A 19998-nucleotide genomic window follows, 5' to 3' on the forward strand; every position below is an offset into this window, starting at 1 on the left:
GGAATAAGGTTTATGTATATTTAGCCAAACAAGTTCTCAACCTTGAAAGCCAGAATATATGAATCTACACCGGAAAACTTTGGTATTATTACACGGCCATGGCATAGATGATACGATTTGGGACAATCTCGACGCAGTACTAAATGAGTATTTTACGATAGTAAGGCCAAACATTTCTCTCTTCACATTCTGCCAGTCCGTAGAAGATTATGCCGATGAACTTCACCGCTTCATCACTAACGCCAACATCCAGAAATGCACGTTAATAGGCCACTCGATGGGTGGTTACATTGCACTCGCTTTTGCTGAAAAATATCCGGCCATGCTGGAAGGTTTCGGGCTTTTTCACTCTACCGCATACGCCGACGACGAAACGAAGAAACACCAGCGGAACCAAATGATCGAGTTGCTGAAAAATCATGGGGCCGAAACATTTATCAAGAGCACAGCCAGTAACCTTTTTGGCGATCGGTACAAAGAACTGTATCCAGAAAAGATCAAAGAACATATCAACTACTTCGGAAAATTGCCTTCCGATGCGCTCATAGCGGGCATAGTCGCCATGCGCAACCGTCCCGACAGAACGCACGTCCTTCAAACAATGCCTTTTCCGGTATTGTTTATCATTGGCATGCAGGATAAGCTCATCCCTTTCGAAAGTCTCATTAGTCTTTCCGAATTTCCGAAGCAGAGTTACCCATTCATTCTTGCGGAAGCAGGTCATTTAGGCATGGTTGAACGGCCGGATGCAACTGCGCGGATGATCAGCTGGTACATGGGTAAAATTTAAATCAGAAAAAACCCAATCTTGTCATCAAAAACAGGTCAGCTTTCGTTATATACTATTGAAAGCTGACCTGTCAATATTAAGATATGCAAAAATTTACTTCACTGGCCTTTTTTAGAAAATACACTTTTCTTCTTTTCTGGAGTTTACTGCTGCTCAACGCCTGTAAGACGGACGATAAACCTGTCGTACCCAATGAGCCGAATCAGTTCCTGAAAGAAAGCAATGCTATTACCGAGCTTTCTAAGGTCCAGATTACACAACGCGCCAACTCGCTGAGTCCATTGCTGGCAGGCTATGTGAAGAACGGCGTGAAAGTGTTCAAGCTGACTTACAAAACCAAAAATACAGACGGAGCTGAAATCACCGCCTCTGGCGCATTGATCATTCCTGCTACTGACCAGCCCGTTTCGATGATCAGCGTGCAGCACGGCACCATACGCGAGGATTCCTCTGCACCATCTAATTTCAGTGATGACGGCGAAGCCGCGTCATTTGGCTCACTATTTGGCTCCATGGGCTACATTATTGCCTATCCGGACTATATAGGTTACGGCGCTTCCAAAGATTATCCCCATCCTTACGAGCACCGGGCCAGTCTTGCTTCTGCTTCTTTAGACATGCTTCGGGCAGCAAAAGAGTTTTTGAAAGACCAGAATGATGTGAAGTGGGATAACAAGCTTTATGTGGCGGGCTACTCAGAAGGAGGCTACGCAACTATGTCTTTACAGAAGAAAATCGAAGAGGAAGCTTCCGCCGAATTTGACTTGCGCGCATCGAGCTGTGGTGCCGGTGCTTATGACAAAACCGCTTTCATGGAGTATGTAATCAACTCCACCACACACGGCATTTCTTCTTATAACACCTTGTATTTGTGGGTGTTGCTCACTTATGATCGTATTTACAAGCTTAATCGTCCGGCCAGTTACTACTTCAAAGAGCCGTATGCTACGCGGATCGCCGCTTCCGGAACCAATGTGACCATTAACACGAGCTTCAATACGATACTGACCGATTTGTTTAAAAAAGAGCTGAATGATGGTACCAACAAAGGATTCATTGATGCCATTGGGGATAATGATGTGTATAACTGGAAACCCAAAACCCCAACCAGATTGTACCATGGCGATGCGGATAAACTGGTATTTTATTTCAATTCTGAAAAAGCATATAATACCATGAAGACATTGGGTGCTCCCGATGTACAGCTGATCACCATCCCAAAAGGCGACCACGGTAGCTCCATTGTAACATTCCTGGCCGGAACACTTGCATTTTTTACGTCAACCGAGTAGCATCAGAAAACTATAGCGATTTTTAATTGTTATAGTAAACACCACGAATTAATAATACAATGTCCTCACTTCTTGAACTGGTCGGTAATACACCTCTTGTTGAATTAAAAAGAATAAATCCCAATACCAATGTAAGAGTTTTCGGAAAGCTGGAAGGTAATAATCCAGGAGGCAGTGTAAAGGATAGGGCTGCATATAGCATGATCAAAGGTGCCCTGGACAGGGGGGAAATTAAACCGGGAATGAAATTGGTGGAGGCTACCAGCGGTAATACCGGGATCGCATTGGCGATGATCGCACGACTTTTCGACCTTGAAATAGAACTCATTATGCCCCAAAGCTCTACCAGGGAACGGGTACTGACAATGGAAGCCTTCGGTGCGAAAGTGGTACTGACCGAAACGATGGAGAGCGCACGCGACCTCTCGGAGGAAAAGGCGGCAGAAAATAGCTATTTCATGCTGAACCAGTTTGCAAATCCCGACAACTGGAGAGCACATTACAAAACTACCGGCCCCGAGATATGGAAGGATACTGATCAGCAGATCACCCATTTTGTGTCATCAATGGGTACTACGGGCACCATAATGGGCGTTTCCCGCTATTTGAAAGAACAAAATGACGATATACAGATTGTGGGTTGCCAGCCTACTGACGGTTCAAGCATTCCGGGTATCCGAAAATGGCCTGTGGAATATTTACCAAAAATATTCGAGCGTGGCCGCGTGGACCGGGTTATGGAAGTGACTCAGGAGAATGCCACTCTGATGACGCGTAAATTGGCAAAAGAAGAAGCTATTTTTGCCGGAATGAGCAGTGGGGGCGCAACCTGGGCCGCCATTGAACTAGCCAAAGAATTGAAAGAAGGAGTGATCGTATGCATTATCTGCGACCGGGGAGATCGCTATCTTTCGAGTGAATTGTTTGGCTAGTGAGCTTTTATCCATCGGCTTTCGACAATCAAAAAAGAATATTTAAAGTTGGCAGTAAGCTGTCAAACAAAGGCTGACAGCCTACTGCCAACGCCACTTAGAACCAGCCCGATCCTAAATTCCTGAATGGCCAGGGGATAGCGGCAAGAATGATGATAAGCGCCATTGCGTAAAAGAACAAAACCGTTCTATGCTTATCGGCACCACTCAACTTTTTCGAACGAACCCTCCCCAATGTGATCAGTACGATGGCAATGATCATCATGAACACGTGTTCGATGGAATAAAACCGGAACACTTTTTCGCTGATGAGGTCAAAGTTTACTTTTGGGCTCATGAAGTAAAGTATCAGCCCGATCAAAAGTTGAGTATGCGTAGCAATGAGCGCGAAAAGATAAATTTTGCTGTCTCCCTGCTTGGCTTGCTTCCAGTTGGTGTAGGCGGCGATGATGGCTGCAATTAATAATCCTAATACCACATAACGGAGGCCCGAATGGGCACGTAGAAGAATATTCATGCTTAAAACTGTTTATGGTGAATAAGTAAGCAAATGTAACGCCCAATCGAGATTAAACCGGATATTTGCCGGATCAAGCGTCAATAAATTTTAAATACATGATCATTTACAACATCACGATCAATATCAGTTACGAAGCAGAAAAAGATTGGCTTCATTATATGAAAACAATTCACATTCCTGAAATACTGTTGGTGAACCCTGTAATGGACTGCCGGCTGCTTCGCTTGCTTACTGAAATAGAGAACGAGGGAGCTACTTACACTACCCAGTTTACATTCAGGACTATGGAGGATTTTCTAGCTTATCAGACCCATCATCAGGATGCCTTCCTGGAACGTCACCACGGGCTTTTTAATGGTCAATATGTTTCCTTTCGGACACTTTTAGAGGAAGCATAAACCCCTTTTTTACTGCATTTTCGGCCAAAAGAAATATGTGTAAAAACAATGTCTTTTACTTGACATTAACTTAATATTTCCCTTTATTTAATATACCGTTAAGGCAAATTTAGCGGGAGTCGGCTTCAAAATATTTAAATTCTGCAAGAATTTGAGACTGAACAGAACTCCCGGCATAAATATTGTGAAACACGGTTGGAAATATGTTTTACCTTAAAACAAAGTGCTTATGAGACTGCAGATGCAAGCAATTCATTTTGATGCCGATCCCAAATTGTTGGTTTTCATTCAACAAAAATTAGATAAACTAGATACGTTTTATGACCGTATTACCAGTGGGGAGGTATTTCTTAAGCTCGATAAAAGTGATAGTGCTAAGTTACATACTAAACTTTTGGAAGTTAAACTCTATGTTCCCGGAGGAACCATGTTTGTGAGAGAACAGGGGACGACATTTGAAGAGGCGACGGATTTGGCTGTAGATACACTCAAAATGCAGGTTAAAAAGTTTAAAGACAAGCGTAACAACGCCAGAGCGCCCAAAACTATTGACGGGGCGGTTGTGGAAGAAGAAGGCGTTACAGTTCTGACAGAGGAAACCGAAGAATAATCAGATATAGATATTGTAACATGAAAGCCGTCCGAAAGGGCGGCTTTCTTTGTTTGTGGGCCGATCATTCTGCTAGGTTTGTATCAGTCATATAATTCAGCGAATTTTGACCATCAGTAACAGTAATCCATTTTGCTATGCATATCGAACCGGTTATAGGTGCCACATTTGAGGAACCGTTCAAGATTACCCAGGAAGAAGTACAACGTTTTGCGGACCTGACAGGGGATAATAACCCCATTCACCTCGATGCCGAGTACGCGGCAACCACATCTTTTAAAAAGCCGATCATTCACGGAATGCTGGGAGCGACCATTTTTACCAGAGTGCTGGGTACGCAGTTTCCCGGTTTTGGATCTATTTATTTGAAGCAGACACTTGAATTTTTGAGACCTATGTTTGTGGAGACAGACTATAAAGCGATTTTCAAGATCCAGTCTATCAATGCTGAAAAGCATATTGCAGAAATCTCCACAGAAATTGTGGACGCGACGACAAAGAAAGTCGTGACGAGGGGAGTCGCGACGATGATAAATCAGGAGAAATTCTAAATAAAAAGCCCGGGTCGCTTGACCCGGGCTCAAAAATTTTCTGTGTGCTTCTAGAATTATTCGCCCTCGTTCTTCTTATTCTGAACTTCCGAACGAATATCCTGAGCCAACGTTTTAAGGTCCTGCATGCCTTTACGAACACGCGTACCAGCTGCCTGGTTACCTTTTGCATAAAACTTATCGAAATCGCCTTCTAGCGAAAGGATCAACTCTTTAACTTCATCAAATCTTGCCATTTTTGTTATCAGTTTTTTAGTTTAAAAATGCCTAAAACACGCCAAAAACGCATGTTTTGACCGAAATTTAGTAATTAAAAGCATTTGCGCAACCGAAAAAACAAAAAAAAACACTCCTAAAATGCAATTAATTATTTGCAAATACATAAAATACTGAATATCAATTATTTAACAATAATTTAATTTGTTATTAAGAAGACAAAAAAAGAGGGCTTTTTTGGAAAAAGCCCTCTGAAAGCATAAAATGCCGATTATTGCTATTCTACCACTTCCTGGACATCGTCTGCCTGGTACACTCTGTTCTTCAACTTTTCAGCCAAAGTGGTAAATGCATTTAATGTATATTCCACATCATCTAATGTATGAGAAGCAGTTGGAATGATCCGCAACATGATCTGTCCTTTTGGTACAACAGGGTAAACCACAATCGAACAGAAAACACCCATATTTTCGCGAAGATCGCGCACCATCCGGGTAACTTCGGGTACACCTCCTTCGCTGTGAAGGAAAACAGGTGTTACCGGAGATTCGGTTTCACCAATATTGAATCCTCGTCCGCGCAAACCATCCTGCATCGCTTTTACATTCTCCCACAACTTAGAGCGTAGTTCCGGCATGGTCTTGATCATTTCAAGACGTTTCCGACAACCTTCTACGTATGGCATTGGAAGTGCTTTTGCGTAGGTTTGAGAGCGCATATTGTATTTCAGGAACATAATAATCTCTGGATCATCGGACGCAATGAATGCGCCGATTGCCGCCATTGACTTCGCGAAGGTGGAGAAGTAAAGATCCACTTCTTTCTGAACGCCCAATAACTCGCCTACCCCCGCTCCGGTTTCGCCCATGGTCCCGAAACCGTGCGCATCGTCAACCAGTAACCGGAATTGATATTTTTTCTTTAACTCAACAATCGCTTTCAAGTCACCAACTTTGCCCGACATACCAAAAACTCCTTCGGTAATGACCAGTACTCCGCCTCCTTTTTCATTGGCGAGCTTAGTCGCACGGATCAGGTTCTTTTCAAGGCTAGCCATATCATTATGGTTAAACTTGTAGTATTCACCCAACTTGGCTTTATGCAGACGGATACCATCGATCAGACATGCGTGTGATTCGGCATCATAAACAATCACGTCGCGGTGATCGCACAGACACTCTATGGCAGACATAACACCCTGGTAACCATAATTCAAAAGAAAAGCATCCTTTTTACCGACAAATTCTGCTAATTCCTTTTCAAAAATTTCATGCAGAGTAGAATTTCCGGACATCATCCGGGCTCCCATTGGATATGCAAGTCCCCATTTCGCCGCAGCTTCTGCATCCACTTGTCTTACTTCCGGATGATTGGCCAACCCCAGGTAATTATTAAGACTCCAATTCAACACCTCACGACCCATAAATCTCATGCGCGGTCCCAACTCCCCTTCCAGCATAGGAAAAGAAAAATAGTGATGACTATTCAGCATTTTGGCATGTGTCCCGATGGGGCCTGAGTTGTTGCGCAATTTCTCGAAAATATCCACTCTCTTTTATTTAATGTTGGGTAACCAATGTTATAAATGTTAGATAAATGCAAAATTAAAGAAAATACGCTTAATTTAATACAATCCTAACCTTGCCCTTGATTGTAAGTTAGTAAAATAATAAAAATACCACGCTTGCTAAGGTTATAAATCGGATATTCTCCCACCAACAAAAAATCCCGACGCGTTGCCGGGATTTTACTAAATCATCTGTTTTTAATGATTTCCTGAAATTTTCATTGCCAGGTGTTTGTCCATTCAGTTTCCTTTTGTATACCGTTGTCATCTACTCGCTTACCTTTGATTACATAACCTTGCGCGTCAAGGGTATATGTGAAAGTCGATGTTTGTACTGAGTTGTTTCCTTCAACAACTTGCTTTATTTTTAAATATTTCGATTTTCTTGGAAACAATGTCCCATCCATATTAGATGTCCATTGATTTATGAATCCTGACTTATCAAGAATATCCGAGTATTCAAATGTGGTCTTTTCCAAAAGGTTTCCTGCTTTGTCATGTACTTTCTTAACGCTCACATTCTCATTGGCGCTATCGTAAAAATATTCGATGTAAAAGCCTTGGACAGACGGGTCCGTTGCGGAATACACGTCTTTGATCAATTTCCCATCTTTGTAAAAGTATGTATTCGCCGCTGATTCAGTCTCCTTCCCTTCTTTGCCCACAGCATAGAAAGTTGACTTCTTTACAACCTCATTTTCAAACTCATACACCCTTTTTGCAAATGCTTTGCCAAATTTAAGATTTCTATAAGTAACAATATTACCCGAATAAGTCATAGTCACCAAGTCACCAGGTCCAGCTATTAACAACCTTTCCGGCATCTTATCGGCATTGTATGCTATGGAATCTACACCAAAATGCAGACTTGACTGCTTTAACAATCTTTCATCACCCATGGGTACAGGTATTGGCTCTGGTCCCAATTGAGCTTCATCTTTCTTACATGCGCCATTGACGAATAGCAATGTAAGGAAACAAACGAACCAGAGTAAATTGTGCATTGTGACTTTGGTTGACATAATAGTGTTGTTTTCGTTAAAACTGAAGGCCAAATTACGATGGCCTGATTGATATATACATCGGTGACGCTCCTCCAAAAATCCAACGGCCAGAACTCAATGATCCAACGGTAGGCATGCTATTTCCAGTTGCAGGTGGTAGGGTGTATTAGAAACAATTCTTTTGCTAACTTACAACCATTGATACAGTCCTTATTTGAATAAATGCCTCAAATCAAAAAAATTCTGGTAGCCAACCGTGGCGAGATCGCCCTGCGTATCATGCGCACGGCCAGGGAAATGAATATCGCGACGGTAGCCATTTTCAGCGAAGCCGATCGCAAATCGCCACATGTGCGTTACGCCGACGAGGCAATTTGCATCGGACCGGCGCCTTCTACTGAATCTTATCTGAATATGGCCAAGATCCTGCAGGTCTGTAAAGATCTCAATGTGGACGCGATACATCCCGGATATGGTTTTCTGTCTGAAAATGCCATTTTTGCAAGAAAAGTACAGGAGGCCGGGCTTATTTTTATTGGTCCGTCACCTGAGGCCATAGAGATAATGGGAAGTAAGCTGGCCGCCAAGCAGGCCGCGTCGCGTTACAACATTCCGATGGTACCGGGCACTGCGGAAGCCATTGAAGACCGGCAGGAGGCCAAAGAACTGGCAGGAGTGATAGGTTATCCGATCCTCATCAAGGCAAGTGCCGGAGGCGGCGGGAAAGGCATGCGGGTGGTGAGCAATGAAGCCGAATTTGACGAACAAATGGACCGGGCAGTAAGCGAAGCATTATCTTCATTTGGCGATGGCTCTGTATTTATCGAAAAATACATTTCGTCCCCAAAACACATTGAAATACAAGTTTTAGGGGATCACCATGGCAATATCATTCACTTATTCGAACGGGAATGCTCGATACAGCGGCGGCATCAGAAAGTGGTGGAGGAAGCTCCTTCCATTTCGATCACTTCCGAAATCAGGAAAGAAATGGGGAGGTGTGCAGTAGATGTGGCCAGATCTTGCGGCTACTATGGTGCAGGTACCGTGGAATTTATCATGGATGAGGACCACCGATTTTATTTTCTCGAAATGAATACCCGGTTACAGGTAGAGCATCCGGTAACCGAACAAATTACCGGCATTGATCTCGTGAAACAAATGATCCTCATCGCAGAAGGTAATACTATGAAAATTCAGCAGGAAGATCTGGCGATTAAAGGTCACTCCATTGAAGTAAGAGTATATGCAGAGGACTCGGCCAACAATTTTTTGCCGGATGTGGGAACATTACACACGTATGTAAAACCTGATGGCAATGGCGTCCGGGTAGACGACGGCTTTGAACAAGGTATGGAAATTCCTATTTACTACGACCCTATGATCGCTAAACTCATTACTTATGGTCAAAACAGGGAGGAAGCTATCGCCAAAATGATCCGCGCCATCGACGAGTACCAAATTTCAGGTGTACAGACTACCCTGCCGTTTTGCCGTTTTGTGATGAATCACGAGGAATTTACTTCAGGAAGGTTTGATACCAATTTCGTAGCTCGACATTTTGACCCGGAAATTTTAAAAAGCCATTCTAATGAAGATGCGATTCAGCTGGCGGCTATTATTTCAGGGATACTTACAAAGAATAAAAAAGAAAATGAACTCACTCAAAATGAGCTATCAGCCGAAATTTTTTCAAAATGGAAATCCCGCCGACTTCGTGTATAACAAAACCCATGACCACTATTGAATTTGCCGAAAAAATTTCCTACTTTTGCGGTCTTAATTTTTTGTAATGTCAATTACGTAAAAATTATAGAATTTGGAACCCCTATGCAAGTATTCCTGCTATTGTATTTTCTTTCATTAGAGTGACTTGCAAATTGACATATTGTCTTACGACTAAAGATATTCACTGATTATCCAGCTATGAAGCTATCCGAATTTAAGTTTGATCTTCCCCAAAGTTTAGTTGCACTTCACCCTTCAGACCGCGGCGAGTCCCGCCTCATGGTCGTTCACAGAAAAACAGGAGAAATTGAGCATAAAACATTCGCCGATTTGATCAATTATTTTGACGACGGTGATGTAATGGCCATTAACGACACGAAGGTTTTTCCCGCCCGTTTATATGGGCAAAAAGAAAAGACCGGTGCTAAAATTGAAGTATTCCTGCTAAGAGAGTTGAACCGTGAAATGCGGCTTTGGGACGTTTTGGTAGATCCAGCACGTAAAATAAGGGTAGGTAACAAGCTGTATTTCGGAGATAGCGACCTGGTAGCCGAAGTAATCGACAATACTACCTCTCGCGGACGTACGATCCGTTTCCTTTATGATGGAGATAATGATGCGTTTATGAAATTGGTAGACGAGCTGGGCGAAACTCCGCTTCCTCCTGAAATCATTTCGCGCCGTAAGGTGGAAACTGCTGACCGTGAACGTTTTCAGACCATCTTTGCTGAGCATGTGGGCGCAGTAGCTGCCCCAACAGCTGGTATGCATTTTACCAAAGCTATCATGAAACGTCTTGAAATTAAAGGCGTAAATTTTGCCCCGGTTACTTTGCACGTTGGTCTGGGTACTTTCCGTACCGTGGATGTTGAGGATTTGACAAAACACAAAACGGATTCTGAAAATTACCGGATCACACAGGGAAGCGCTGACATTGTAAATGCTGCGATTGACACGAAAAAACGCATTTGTGCTGTTGGTACTACATCCTTGAAAGCGGTAGAATCATCAGTTTCTGCAAGTGGGCATCTGAAAGCAGTTGAAGGCTGGACGGATAAATTTGTTTTCCCTCCTTACGATTTCAAAATTGCCAATGCGCTTTTATCAAACTTCCAGCTTCCTGAATCAATCCTGCTGATGTCGGCCTGTGCGTTCGGAGGATTTGATCTGGTAATGAAAGCATACGATCTTGCTATTAAGGAGAAATATAAATTTTTCACATACGGTGACGCAATGCTGATTATCTAGCACTAAGTCAACACAAGAGTCCGGTCATTTATGGTCAAGGGGTTAAATCCTGATGCGTAAATGACCATTTTTTAATAATCCGCTGATATATGCAGGAATACGCAATTATTGTCGCCGGTGGAAGTGGAAGTCGAATGCAAAGCGATGTTCCCAAGCAATTCCTGCTCATCAAGCATCAGCCCATCCTGATGTACACGATCCAAGCTTTCAGGGCTTATTCGGAAAATCTTAATATCATCGTTGTCCTGCCCGAAGACCAGTTTGAATATTGGTACCAGCTCTGTTATGAACATTCTTTCACCGAAAAATACAGTCTGATACCTGGTGGGCAGACGAGATTCCATTCTGTTAAAAATGGCTTGGAAAGTATAGACAGCCCGTCCGGACTGGTCGCTGTGCATGATGGCGTACGGCCCGTTATCAGTAAAAAAATTATTGCCGATAGTTTTGAAAAAGCAGCGCGATATGGAACAGCCGTTGTAAGTGTTCCGTTAAAAGATTCCATTCGTTCCGTATCAACCGAAACCAGCAATAAGGCTGAGGACAGGACAAAATTCCGTTTGGTACAGACTCCCCAAACTTTCAGGCTGGATTGGATGCGTGCCGCTTTTTCCCAACCTTACCAGGAAGTGTTCACAGATTGCGCAAGTGTTCTGGAATCGGCCGGCCATAGCATTCAAATGATTGATGGTGCCTACGAAAACATTAAGATCACAACACCGGAAGATTTACGCTGGGCAGAAATATATCTTAATCCATGACTGTTGATGATATTCCATTGCTGCGTCTACAAAGCCAGCTCATCTCGGATTCCCGATTCAAGACTGCAGCACAAGTAGTTTCGTGGCTCGTTGCGGTTCAGGCCCAGGACTATTCTGGTGCTAAATGGTCATTAGGTTTGCGTTTACCGGGTTTTAAGGAATCTGATGTTGATAAAGCGATTGCCAGCAAAGCGATTATTCGTACCTGGCCCATGCGTGGAACACTACATTTTGTCGCGTCCGAGGATGCACGATGGATGTTGAGACTGCTTACGCCACGCATCATCAGCGGATCAGCTGGCCGTAACAGACAACTGGAACTGGATGAACAGGTCTTTAACAAAAGCATGGATCTGCTTCTCAAAGCCATGGAAGGCGGAAAGCAGCTCATGCGAAATGAAGTATATCAATTGCTGGAAAATAATGGCATAACTACCACAGGTCAACGTGGTATCCACATTATCAATCATTTGGCGCAAAACCAGGTCCTTTGTCATGGTGTGCATCATGAAAAACAGCCTACCTATACATTATTCGAAGAATGGGTGCCATTTTCCAAAAATCTAGAAGGAAAAGAAGCCCTTGCAGAACTGGCGCTACGTTACTTCAACGGTCACGGCCCTGCAACGGTTAAGGACTTTGAATGGTGGTCGGGATTGAAACTTTCGGATGCGCGTGAGGGACTGAAGCTGGCTTCTTTTCAACTCCAGCATTTTGAAATAGATGGTAAAACCTATTGGTCATCTATGGAAGCGAACGACGAAGTCAAACCCAATTTGGTCTATTTGCTCCCCGGATTCGATGAATATATGTTGGGATACACGGATCGCTCCTTAATTCTCGCGGCCGCCCATTCTTCCAGAATTGTCCCGGGCAACAACGGCATGTTCATGCCTACCATTGTGGTTAATGGCAGGGTTGAGGGGATCTGGAAACGCATATTGAAGAAAGAAACCGTCGAAATCCAGATACTTGCGTTCGGCAAATTGAGTTTAAGCAAAAAGAAAACGATAGAGACAGAAGCCAAAAAATTTGGTAAGTATCTATCCCGGAACGTTACGGTAACCTTTTGATCATAACCATTTGTCAAACCATTCGAAGGCATCTTTCTGCATGGCTTCATCGAATTTATGCGGACCGTCATAAAATTTGGCCATATACTTTTCCGAAGCATTTGCCTTTTTGTAAACATCGCCTAAAACAACGTCTGCCTTTTTCATTTCTTCCAAAGTATATAACTCATCCTGATTGTTATTCTGAACCAATGTGGGTAAGGGAACCCTCAGGCCTAAAATCTCAGGGAAATCAATATAATTGGGGAGTAATGGCGTGTAGGTCATCCAGGTGTGATTGACAGATTTGTTTAAGATCAAATCTGTCCAGGTCGTCATAAAACCCACACAAACAGCACATTTAATTCGTGGATCCAGACCTGCCAGGTAAACAGTTCGTAAGCCGCCGCCAGACAAACCGCCGCACCCTATACGTTTAGGATCGACATCTTTTCTATTACTCAAAATGTCAAGCGCCGTCTGATCTTCCGACAAAAACACACCCGGCCACGTTGTACCCGCGCTGAACAATGATTTGCTCATCACATGCTCGTGTTCTGACGACCAACTGTTATACGTTGCAATATTTTCGGATTTTTCCGGATCCAGATCACTTTTACCAGCCGTATCTACTGCTCCCCAATTTAGGCCTTTCACATCTTCAAAAAACACCCGTCTACTACCAAAAGCAAAGGTATCGTGCACCAGGACTACGTATCCTTTTTTCGCAATCTCGTTGGCCCAGGCTTTCCCGCCGTAATCACTAACCTGATGCTCCTGCAACATCGGATGCTGGTCATCCGATGTTTTCACAATTTTGCGATATCCAAAATATTTCATTCCGGCATGATCGTGCAATCCAAGAATGGCCGGTAGCGGCTTGGTAGCACCCTGTGGTTTCAGTATCACCGCACTGGTAGGCCTTCCATAAGGTAGTTTCCAGGTAATTTCTTCAATTTCCAGCCCGTCGTAGACGTATTTTTTGAGAACTGTAACTTTGGGAGCAACCGTTTTGGGCGGACTTGAAATCAATTCCTTAGTCCTCGCTACTGCCTCTTTCTGCCAGGCTGCCTGATTAGTCCATTTATTATTTCTGAATGAAAGTGACGGTACCTTGGGTTGCAGTCCAGCCGCCCATTGCCCGTAACCTCCTATAAGACTTTTTTCTGATGCCATCGAAGCGACATTTTTAGTATTTGTGAAAAAAACATTTGCCAGCGTATTTGTCTCCAATAAAAAAGGCAATGATGCAGACAAGATTGAAGATTTAACAAACTGCCTTCTGGCCATTCGATCTTCATTCTTTTTTAAAGGCTCATGTTTCATAAGGTTGATTAGACTTTGACAAATATTTTGTGCCTGTATAAAAAATAGAGAAAGAGCCACACCAGTACAAATCCACCCAGCGCATTGAATACCTCGTGCCACTGTTCTGGTGAATGTTTGTAAATACCTTCAAAAAGTAATTTGGATGAAGCATTAAAATCAACAAATCTCACTGTCAGATAGATAACCAGTGAATTCATTCCAATGACACGAAAGAAAAAAGACCATTTTTTAAACCCTTTCACATCGATGACCCAATAAAAAATGGATAGTATTATGAAGGCCATTCCGCTGGTTAGCATAATGAATGAACTCGACCACAGGTGTTTATTGATTGGAATAAGCCCGTTCCAAAGCAGTCCCGCAATGATTCCGGTTAATCCCAGGGCTAGTAATCGTTTGAGTTTGTCTTCGGCAGAAATCATCCGTATCAAGATATCGCCCGCAAGGGTGCCGAAGATGGTAAGGCAAAGTGATGGAAACTGGGTGATAAGTGCCAGTTCATCATAAGTCCCCTGTTTCAATTTGCCAGGCATAAAATTTCTGTCCACCCAACCTACCAGATTTCCTTCAAAAGACAGGTCACCCGATCCAAATCCCGGAACTGGAATCAGGATTAACGCCATATAGTACAATACCAGGATACCTATCCCAATATAAAGCCTTTGCGTCCAATTGAATTTTATGTAAAGCACTGCAGCGATAAAGGTAGCGAGACCGATCCGCCCCAGCACGCTTCCGTATCGAATATGAGCTGGGTCAAAAATGTCCATGGGAGCATTTTTGTCCAATATCCCCAGCGCAATCAGGATAAGCATTCTTTTAAAAATCTTGCTCCTGATCTCACTTTGTGCTATTCCCTTAGCCAATCCACCTGAAATGCTGAAAGTAAGTGAAGTGCCTGCCAGAAATAAAAATAGAGGGAAAATAAAATCAAAGAACGTGAAGCCATGCCATTCGGGATGTTCAAATTGCGCTGAAACTGCATCGATAAATGAAATACCTGTTTTTCCTCCCAAAAGGAAAATGAATGCACCACCACCGGAAATCATGAGCATATCAAACCCCCTCAAGGCATCAATCGATGCAAGTCTTGTGGGTTTGCTTGATTCTTTGATCTCAGGCTTGATAGTTGCAGATGTGGCTTCCATGGTTTCTTCTTTTTATTTTTAATAGAAGTAACTCAGTTACTGTTTTTTACCTCCCGATCTTACAATATTCCCGTTGCCTACCTGGAAAGGCTGCCATTCTGTAATGCCCGCTCAGGTAAAAGCTGGGCTGAATGTTTGTCAAGAAAAAAAGTACAGCTAGGATGCAATTGCAGAATACTTGCAGGAAATAGATTGCTCACTTGATTTTCCAGACTATTTTTTACCGCTAGTGCTTTCCTGGCATCGGGAACAGAGCACACAATGTGGGCAGATTTCATAATTTGTCTAACGGACATACTAATAGCCTGTAACGGAACTTCATCCAATGAACCGAACCACCCCTCACCCATTTGCTGCTTGCGGCACGGCTCATCCAAACTCACAATTAAATATGGTTTCTCCGTGTCAAAATCCGCCGGAGGATCATTGAAAGCCAAATGTCCATTTTCTCCAACGCCTACCAGAGCAACATCAATCGGGTGCCCGCCGATGATTTTACCTAAATGTGTTGTTTCAGTTGTAACATCATTTTCTCCATTAATCAGATAACTGGCTTTTAACTGAGGCACCTTTGCGAGGAAGCGCTCTGCTAAATATTTCCTGAAACTGGCAGGATGAGATAACGGTAGACCAATATACTCATCCAAATGGAACATGGTAACTTTCGACCAATCTATCCCATCTTCTTTGATTAGCTGATTAATCGTTTCAAACTGACTGGTTCCTGTGGCCAGGATAATGCTAGCCTGTCCTTTTTCACTGATCACATTTCGTATCAATGTTCCTGCGTAGCGTCCAGCCTCGTGGCCTAGCTCTTCGCTGGTACCTGAAATTACTACTTTCATTTACAATAAATTTTTAATCAAAACTGAAACAGATCCCGCGTGTTACGGAAATTATGACTTTACACCCGTATTTCCACCTGCTTTCAATGTAATGTCAACGGGTGTATTGCTCTTCCATGAACCGTTTGTAAAGTCCGGAATGTCAATGGAGTTCGATTTATGCGCTACCGACCATTCACTCAACGGTGAGATAACACTCCAAGACGCGGCGTCATAAACGTCCTGATCCAACGGCAGGCCGTTTCTCAGGCAGTCGATTAATCGCCAGTCCATCAGAAAATCCATTCCCCCGTGCCCACCTACCTTTTTAGCAAGCTCTCCCACCTTCTTTATTATTTCCGGCTGGTACTTGGCTTCAAGTACTTTGAAATCACTTTCGCTGAGCCATTCATGTCCATGAGATATTCTACCAGGCAGGCTGTTATCGGGTAATGGATATTTTTGGGCGGTCCCCTTGGTACCACTAATCAAATGCAAACGTGAATAAGGGCGGGGAGAAGACACGTCATGTTGCAACATAATGGTCTTTCCTCTGCTCGTCTTAATGGTGGTAGTGTTCATATTTCCTCTGAACTTCTTACCGGTAAATTGCTTAAATGCTGCATCTTCTGCCGCAAGTTGGTTTGCTTTCGCTTCCAGCATGAAATCATTGCTGCCCATGGAAACCAAGTAATCCATTTTATCCCCCCGGTTAATGTCGAGAATCTGGGCAACAGGGCCTAGTCCGTGAGTAGGATACAGGTTCCCATTTCGCTGATTTTCTTTCAGCCTCCATAGATCATATCTTTTTTCCTTTTGAAAAAGAGAATCAAAGATATCGTGAATATAAGCGCCTTCTACATGGACAATTTCCCCGAAAAATCCCTGTCGCGCCATGTTCAATGTTAGTAATTCAAAGAAATCATAGCAGCAGTTTTCAAGCATCATGCAATGCTTCTTTGTCCTTTCAGAAGTTTCCACAAGCTTCCAGCAATCATCGACAGTAGTTGCTGCCGGAATCTCTACAGCCACGTGTTTACCATGCTCCATAGCATATAGTGCCATAGGCGCATGCAGGTTCCATGGAGTACAGATATATATGAGGTCTACATCGCTGCTTTCACACAATTTTTTCCAGGCGTTGTCGGATCCGGTATATACCTGAGGACTGTGGCCTGCTTCCTCAAGTTGCTTCTTTGCATTACTTGCCTTTTCAGGCACGACATCCGCAACACCCTTAACCTGTACATTTTCAAGGTGGACAATTCTCTTAATAGCGCCACCGCCGCGATTCCCCAAACCGATATAACCGACTTTGATCGTATCGATTTTAGGCGCCGCATAACCGCTCATGTTAAAATATTGTTTGCGGTTAGCAGACATATGCTGTTGCGATAGTTTCAATGCCTCTGCGTGAGCAGCGATACTGATACCGGCGAGCCCTATCCCGCTAAAACCAGCTATTTTCAAAAATTCCCTCTTTTTCATTGTACCTTTAAAGTTACATGCGCCAAACATATATATCTTACATTCACAATTTTACAATGTTTTATAGCGCCAATCCAGCTATTTCGATTAAATAGTAGCGAGAACGTTATCGATAACAGAACGTCATTCATTGCTAACCTTCTATTATTTTCAAGTCATAACGAAATGCAAGAGTTTGTCTTTGAAAAGACCGATTAAATAAAGATTTATCGGATCAAGTCCGAATGTTGTGGACTAACTTGGATTAAGCATATAGCTGAGTGAGGCGGTAAGGGAAAAATTCTACGCTCCGAAGCCCTCTGAACTGGACCCGGAATGTTTTGATCTTCGCATTAAATGATTCGGCGGCCGCCTTTAACCCCCTTGGCGGTTTTATTTGTAAGAATAGTATAGAGCTCACCACGGGAGAGACTGGTTCGCTTCGGAGATCCGATAAAAAAGCGGGAAACTCACTCGTCATCCGCGTTCCTTCTGCTACTTCGATCCAGTCCCCGTAAACCACTTTCCCAGTATTGGTATTTAGCCACCTGCGCGGTGTGATGTGAAGAAAAACTTTGTGTCCCCGTATCGGAAAATCCTAATCGGTAATGGTGGGAAAGAAACCTTTGGAGAGTAAATTCTTCTTTTCAGGGTCAGTGTCGGCCGCATTCTTTTCTTTAATGCGAACATGAAATGTCTCGCTGTCCTTGTCCACGTAAGTAAGATTGAAATTTTCTAAAATGAATTCGGGTAATAGAAACTGAACGATAGGCATGAAGCTCTCCAAAACTAATAGGTTTGATTAAAAACACAAACCTAGATAAATCTTATGCGCTCCACAAGTTTTGGAGGATCAAGTTGAATTCTTGGGATCAAGCCAAATTCTTTGGGGGGAAGTTAAGCATAGAGTTTAGTAAGCCTGAATAAGAAGAATGGAATATCTCGAACACCTCTCGAAGAAGATCTGAAAGCTTTGATTTTAGCGTTAAAAGATTCCGCAGACGCATTTGTACCTCTGTTGTTGAAGAAGCGGTCCGCCGCGCGGTTTAGGATGTCCAGATAGTGCATCTAGATAGATCTGGCTACGGTTTTGAAGGATTCAAGCCCGCAATCTTCGACAACATTATACCACAATGCCAACTTTTTGAAGGCTTGTTCTTTGGTTTTACCAGTCCGAAAGATTGTCCCTAACCCTGTTGCCAGCTCGTAGGCTTGATTTATGAGTGGGTAATGCTCAAAGAGCAATCTGGAACACTGAATTTGTGAAGCAGTCCACTTGTTACGATGTTTAAAAAGCAGATACCGGCTCCTTACCAGCAATTGTTTCAATGTATTACCGTTGGCAAGAATTTCAGGTTGATAAGGCAAATTAGCTTGCTTTGCAGATTCAATAGCTTGATTTTCCTGATCCAATGCCTCCCACCTGTACTCGATCCTGACTTCCTGAACTGCATCATAAGCCAACCGCGTCGGCGGTCCGATTCTGGACATGAAAACGGTCAATGACCTTGGATGCCTTTGGAAAACAACGGCTTACAATCAGCCCCATATTGGCGGCCATATCTAGGGTTACTTCGCGTACCTTACTCCGTATCCGTTTGGGGATTTTTCGTAGAATCTCAATTACTGATGCTGCTTTTGTGCCTTTCACCATTGCTAGTAAAGAGCCTTTACGGCCTTTTGCGGCCTTATTGGTTACAATCGTATAAAGCTCGCCATTGCAAAGTGATGTTTCGTCGATGCTCAAATATGGACCCGCATTTTCAGGGTACAAAAGCCATTCTGCCGCATGTTCGCGTTGATTCCAATCCTTGTAATCGCTGATATGATTTCGCTTCGGCGGTCCGATTGTACGGCTCTTGAAGTTGTTTACCATCTAAATGGAAGTATTTGCCTAACTGCGAACAGCTAACCGGATGGTTGTCAATACAACCCCGCCCGGCGGCCCGGTTTTAAAAAATCCGCGAATTCCTTTGTCATTCGCGTTCCTTGTTGCACCACATTCCAGTCCCTGCTGACAATCTCGCCAGTGTCTTTGACTTCCCAGCGTCTGCGCTTGATACAGAGCGTAACGCGCTGATTGCGAATCGGAAAATCCTGAATGTAAATCTCCGGAAGCAAGCCCTTCGACTCTAATTTTTTGTCTTTGTATTCGGTAGGAGGAAGGTTCTTTTCTTCCAGGTAAATATGTGGGCCTGGAATGGCTTCGACGATTTTGGAAAGCTCAAAATATTCGAGGATACCCTCGGGCAATAGGAAACGGACTAGGGATAAATAAGACTCTTGCAATGTATTCAAAATTGACTCATTGCAAAAAAACTACTTTTTTACCTTCCCCCCAACTTTTCGGACTGATCCAATTCTTGGCGGGAAGTTAATTATTTAGATTCCCCACAACTTTTCGGCTTGATCCGGGAAGTTAAGCATAGAGTGGATTGACTCCGCATTCTGATCGATTGTGCTTTGATTAAACGCAAAAACGCCATCCCTTATCAGGACGGCGTTTTTAATGGTATTGTGGCGACTACCTACTTTACCAGGTTTGATCCAAGTATCATCGG

21 protein-coding genes and 2 pseudogenes are annotated in these 19998 nt (G+C 43.3%); 10 read left to right on the forward strand and 13 right to left on the reverse strand.

Annotation, left to right across the window (positions count from 1 at the left end; genetic code table 11):
• Positions 1–58: 58 nt before the first annotated feature.
• From ABIO93_RS14170 to cysM, 3 genes are all read left to right on the forward strand, one after another.
• The gene (locus ABIO93_RS14170) at positions 59–790 is read left to right on the forward strand and encodes an alpha/beta hydrolase (RefSeq protein ID WP_348068694.1); all 732 of its coding nucleotides are present in this window, start codon (positions 59–61) and stop codon (positions 788–790) included.
• 83 nt (positions 791–873) lie between these two features.
• Positions 874–2082 (forward strand): prolyl oligopeptidase family serine peptidase, encoded by a 1209-nt coding sequence (locus ABIO93_RS14175; protein ID WP_348068696.1) that lies wholly within the window; start codon positions 874–876, stop codon positions 2080–2082.
• A gap of 59 nt (positions 2083–2141) precedes the next feature.
• Complete coding sequence (gene cysM, locus ABIO93_RS14180; RefSeq protein ID WP_348068698.1) at positions 2142–3014, forward strand: cysteine synthase CysM; 873 nt, start codon at positions 2142–2144, stop codon at positions 3012–3014.
• Positions 3015–3111: 97 nt separating this feature from the next.
• Here cysM and ABIO93_RS14185 read toward each other — a convergent pair whose 3' ends face one another.
• Positions 3112–3531: a cytochrome B gene (locus tag ABIO93_RS14185; RefSeq protein ID WP_348068700.1), complete on the reverse strand. Its 420-nt coding sequence runs from the start codon at positions 3529–3531 to the stop codon at positions 3112–3114.
• Between the two features lie 98 nt (positions 3532–3629).
• Between ABIO93_RS14185 and ABIO93_RS14190 the strand changes: the two genes are divergently transcribed.
• From ABIO93_RS14190 to ABIO93_RS14200, 3 genes are all read left to right on the forward strand, one after another.
• Positions 3630–3932: a DUF4286 family protein gene (locus tag ABIO93_RS14190; RefSeq protein ID WP_348068702.1), complete on the forward strand. Its 303-nt coding sequence runs from the start codon at positions 3630–3632 to the stop codon at positions 3930–3932.
• A 229-nt stretch (positions 3933–4161) separates the two neighbouring features.
• Positions 4162–4542 carry an HPF/RaiA family ribosome-associated protein gene (locus ABIO93_RS14195; protein WP_348068704.1) on the forward strand — a complete coding sequence of 127 codons (381 nt, stop codon included), beginning with the start codon at positions 4162–4164 and terminating at the stop codon, positions 4540–4542.
• Positions 4543–4679: 137 nt separating this feature from the next.
• Positions 4680–5093 (forward strand): MaoC family dehydratase, encoded by a 414-nt coding sequence (locus tag ABIO93_RS14200; protein WP_348068708.1) that lies wholly within the window; start codon positions 4680–4682, stop codon positions 5091–5093.
• Positions 5094–5149: 56 nt separating this feature from the next.
• Here ABIO93_RS14200 and ABIO93_RS14205 read toward each other — a convergent pair whose 3' ends face one another.
• The 3 genes from ABIO93_RS14205 to ABIO93_RS14215 all read right to left on the reverse strand — a co-directional run bounded on the left by ABIO93_RS14205 (position 5150) and on the right by ABIO93_RS14215 (position 7880).
• Positions 5150–5329, reverse strand: a complete 180-nt coding sequence (locus tag ABIO93_RS14205) for a histone H1 (RefSeq protein WP_348068710.1) — start codon at positions 5327–5329, stop codon at positions 5150–5152.
• Positions 5330–5586: 257 nt separating this feature from the next.
• Positions 5587–6858 carry an aminotransferase class I/II-fold pyridoxal phosphate-dependent enzyme gene (locus ABIO93_RS14210; protein ID WP_348068713.1) on the reverse strand — a complete coding sequence of 424 codons (1272 nt, stop codon included), beginning with the start codon at positions 6856–6858 and terminating at the stop codon, positions 5587–5589.
• Positions 6859–7094: 236 nt separating this feature from the next.
• Entirely contained in the window at positions 7095–7880 is a 786-nt protein-coding gene (locus ABIO93_RS14215; RefSeq protein WP_348068715.1) for a hypothetical protein, read from the reverse strand.
• Positions 7881–8102: 222 nt separating this feature from the next.
• Between ABIO93_RS14215 and ABIO93_RS14220 the strand changes: the two genes are divergently transcribed.
• The 4 genes from ABIO93_RS14220 to ABIO93_RS14235 all read left to right on the forward strand — a co-directional run bounded on the left by ABIO93_RS14220 (position 8103) and on the right by ABIO93_RS14235 (position 12690).
• Complete coding sequence (locus tag ABIO93_RS14220) at positions 8103–9605, forward strand: acetyl-CoA carboxylase biotin carboxylase subunit (protein ID WP_348068716.1); 1503 nt, start codon at positions 8103–8105, stop codon at positions 9603–9605.
• 201 nt (positions 9606–9806) lie between these two features.
• On the forward strand, positions 9807–10856 hold the full coding sequence (gene queA / locus ABIO93_RS14225) for a tRNA preQ1(34) S-adenosylmethionine ribosyltransferase-isomerase QueA (RefSeq protein WP_348068718.1): 1050 nt from the start codon (positions 9807–9809) through the stop codon (positions 10854–10856).
• An 89-nt stretch (positions 10857–10945) separates the two neighbouring features.
• The gene (locus ABIO93_RS14230; protein ID WP_348068720.1) at positions 10946–11617 is read left to right on the forward strand and encodes a 2-C-methyl-D-erythritol 4-phosphate cytidylyltransferase; all 672 of its coding nucleotides are present in this window, start codon (positions 10946–10948) and stop codon (positions 11615–11617) included.
• Complete coding sequence (locus ABIO93_RS14235; RefSeq protein WP_348068722.1) at positions 11614–12690, forward strand: winged helix DNA-binding domain-containing protein; 1077 nt, start codon at positions 11614–11616, stop codon at positions 12688–12690. Before ABIO93_RS14230 ends, ABIO93_RS14235 begins: the two co-directional genes overlap by 4 nt.
• Here the strand turns inward: ABIO93_RS14235 and ABIO93_RS14240 are convergent, their stop codons facing one another.
• The 9 genes and pseudogenes from ABIO93_RS14240 to ABIO93_RS14280 all read right to left on the reverse strand — a co-directional run bounded on the left by ABIO93_RS14240 (position 12691) and on the right by ABIO93_RS14280 (position 19735).
• Entirely contained in the window at positions 12691–13995 is a 1305-nt protein-coding gene (locus tag ABIO93_RS14240; RefSeq protein WP_348068724.1) for an alpha/beta hydrolase family protein, read from the reverse strand.
• Between the two features lie 8 nt (positions 13996–14003).
• Entirely contained in the window at positions 14004–15146 is a 1143-nt protein-coding gene (locus ABIO93_RS14245) for a DUF5009 domain-containing protein (protein ID WP_348068726.1), read from the reverse strand.
• Positions 15147–15223: 77 nt separating this feature from the next.
• Positions 15224–15991: a glucosamine-6-phosphate deaminase gene (locus ABIO93_RS14250; protein WP_348068728.1), complete on the reverse strand. Its 768-nt coding sequence runs from the start codon at positions 15989–15991 to the stop codon at positions 15224–15226.
• Between the two features lie 51 nt (positions 15992–16042).
• Positions 16043–17458 carry a Gfo/Idh/MocA family oxidoreductase gene (locus ABIO93_RS14255; protein ID WP_348068730.1) on the reverse strand — a complete coding sequence of 472 codons (1416 nt, stop codon included), beginning with the start codon at positions 17456–17458 and terminating at the stop codon, positions 16043–16045.
• A gap of 244 nt (positions 17459–17702) precedes the next feature.
• A pseudogene (locus ABIO93_RS14260) lies at positions 17703–17810 on the reverse strand (DDE transposase); the annotation flags it as partial.
• 225 nt (positions 17811–18035) lie between these two features.
• Entirely contained in the window at positions 18036–18224 is a 189-nt protein-coding gene (locus ABIO93_RS14265) for a hypothetical protein (protein ID WP_348068732.1), read from the reverse strand.
• Between the two features lie 110 nt (positions 18225–18334).
• Positions 18335–18928, reverse strand: a pseudogene (locus tag ABIO93_RS14270) (transposase).
• On the reverse strand, positions 18891–19313 hold the full coding sequence (locus ABIO93_RS14275) for a transposase (RefSeq protein ID WP_348068734.1): 423 nt from the start codon (positions 19311–19313) through the stop codon (positions 18891–18893). Before ABIO93_RS14275 ends, ABIO93_RS14270 begins: the two are co-directional and overlap by 38 nt.
• A 47-nt stretch (positions 19314–19360) precedes the next feature.
• Positions 19361–19735, reverse strand: a complete 375-nt coding sequence (locus ABIO93_RS14280) for a transposase (protein ID WP_348068736.1) — start codon at positions 19733–19735, stop codon at positions 19361–19363.
• Positions 19736–19998 lie beyond the last annotated feature (263 nt).

It is taken from the genome of Dyadobacter sp. (assembly GCF_039919315.1).
Classification (GTDB): domain Bacteria; phylum Bacteroidota; class Bacteroidia; order Cytophagales; family Spirosomataceae; genus Dyadobacter.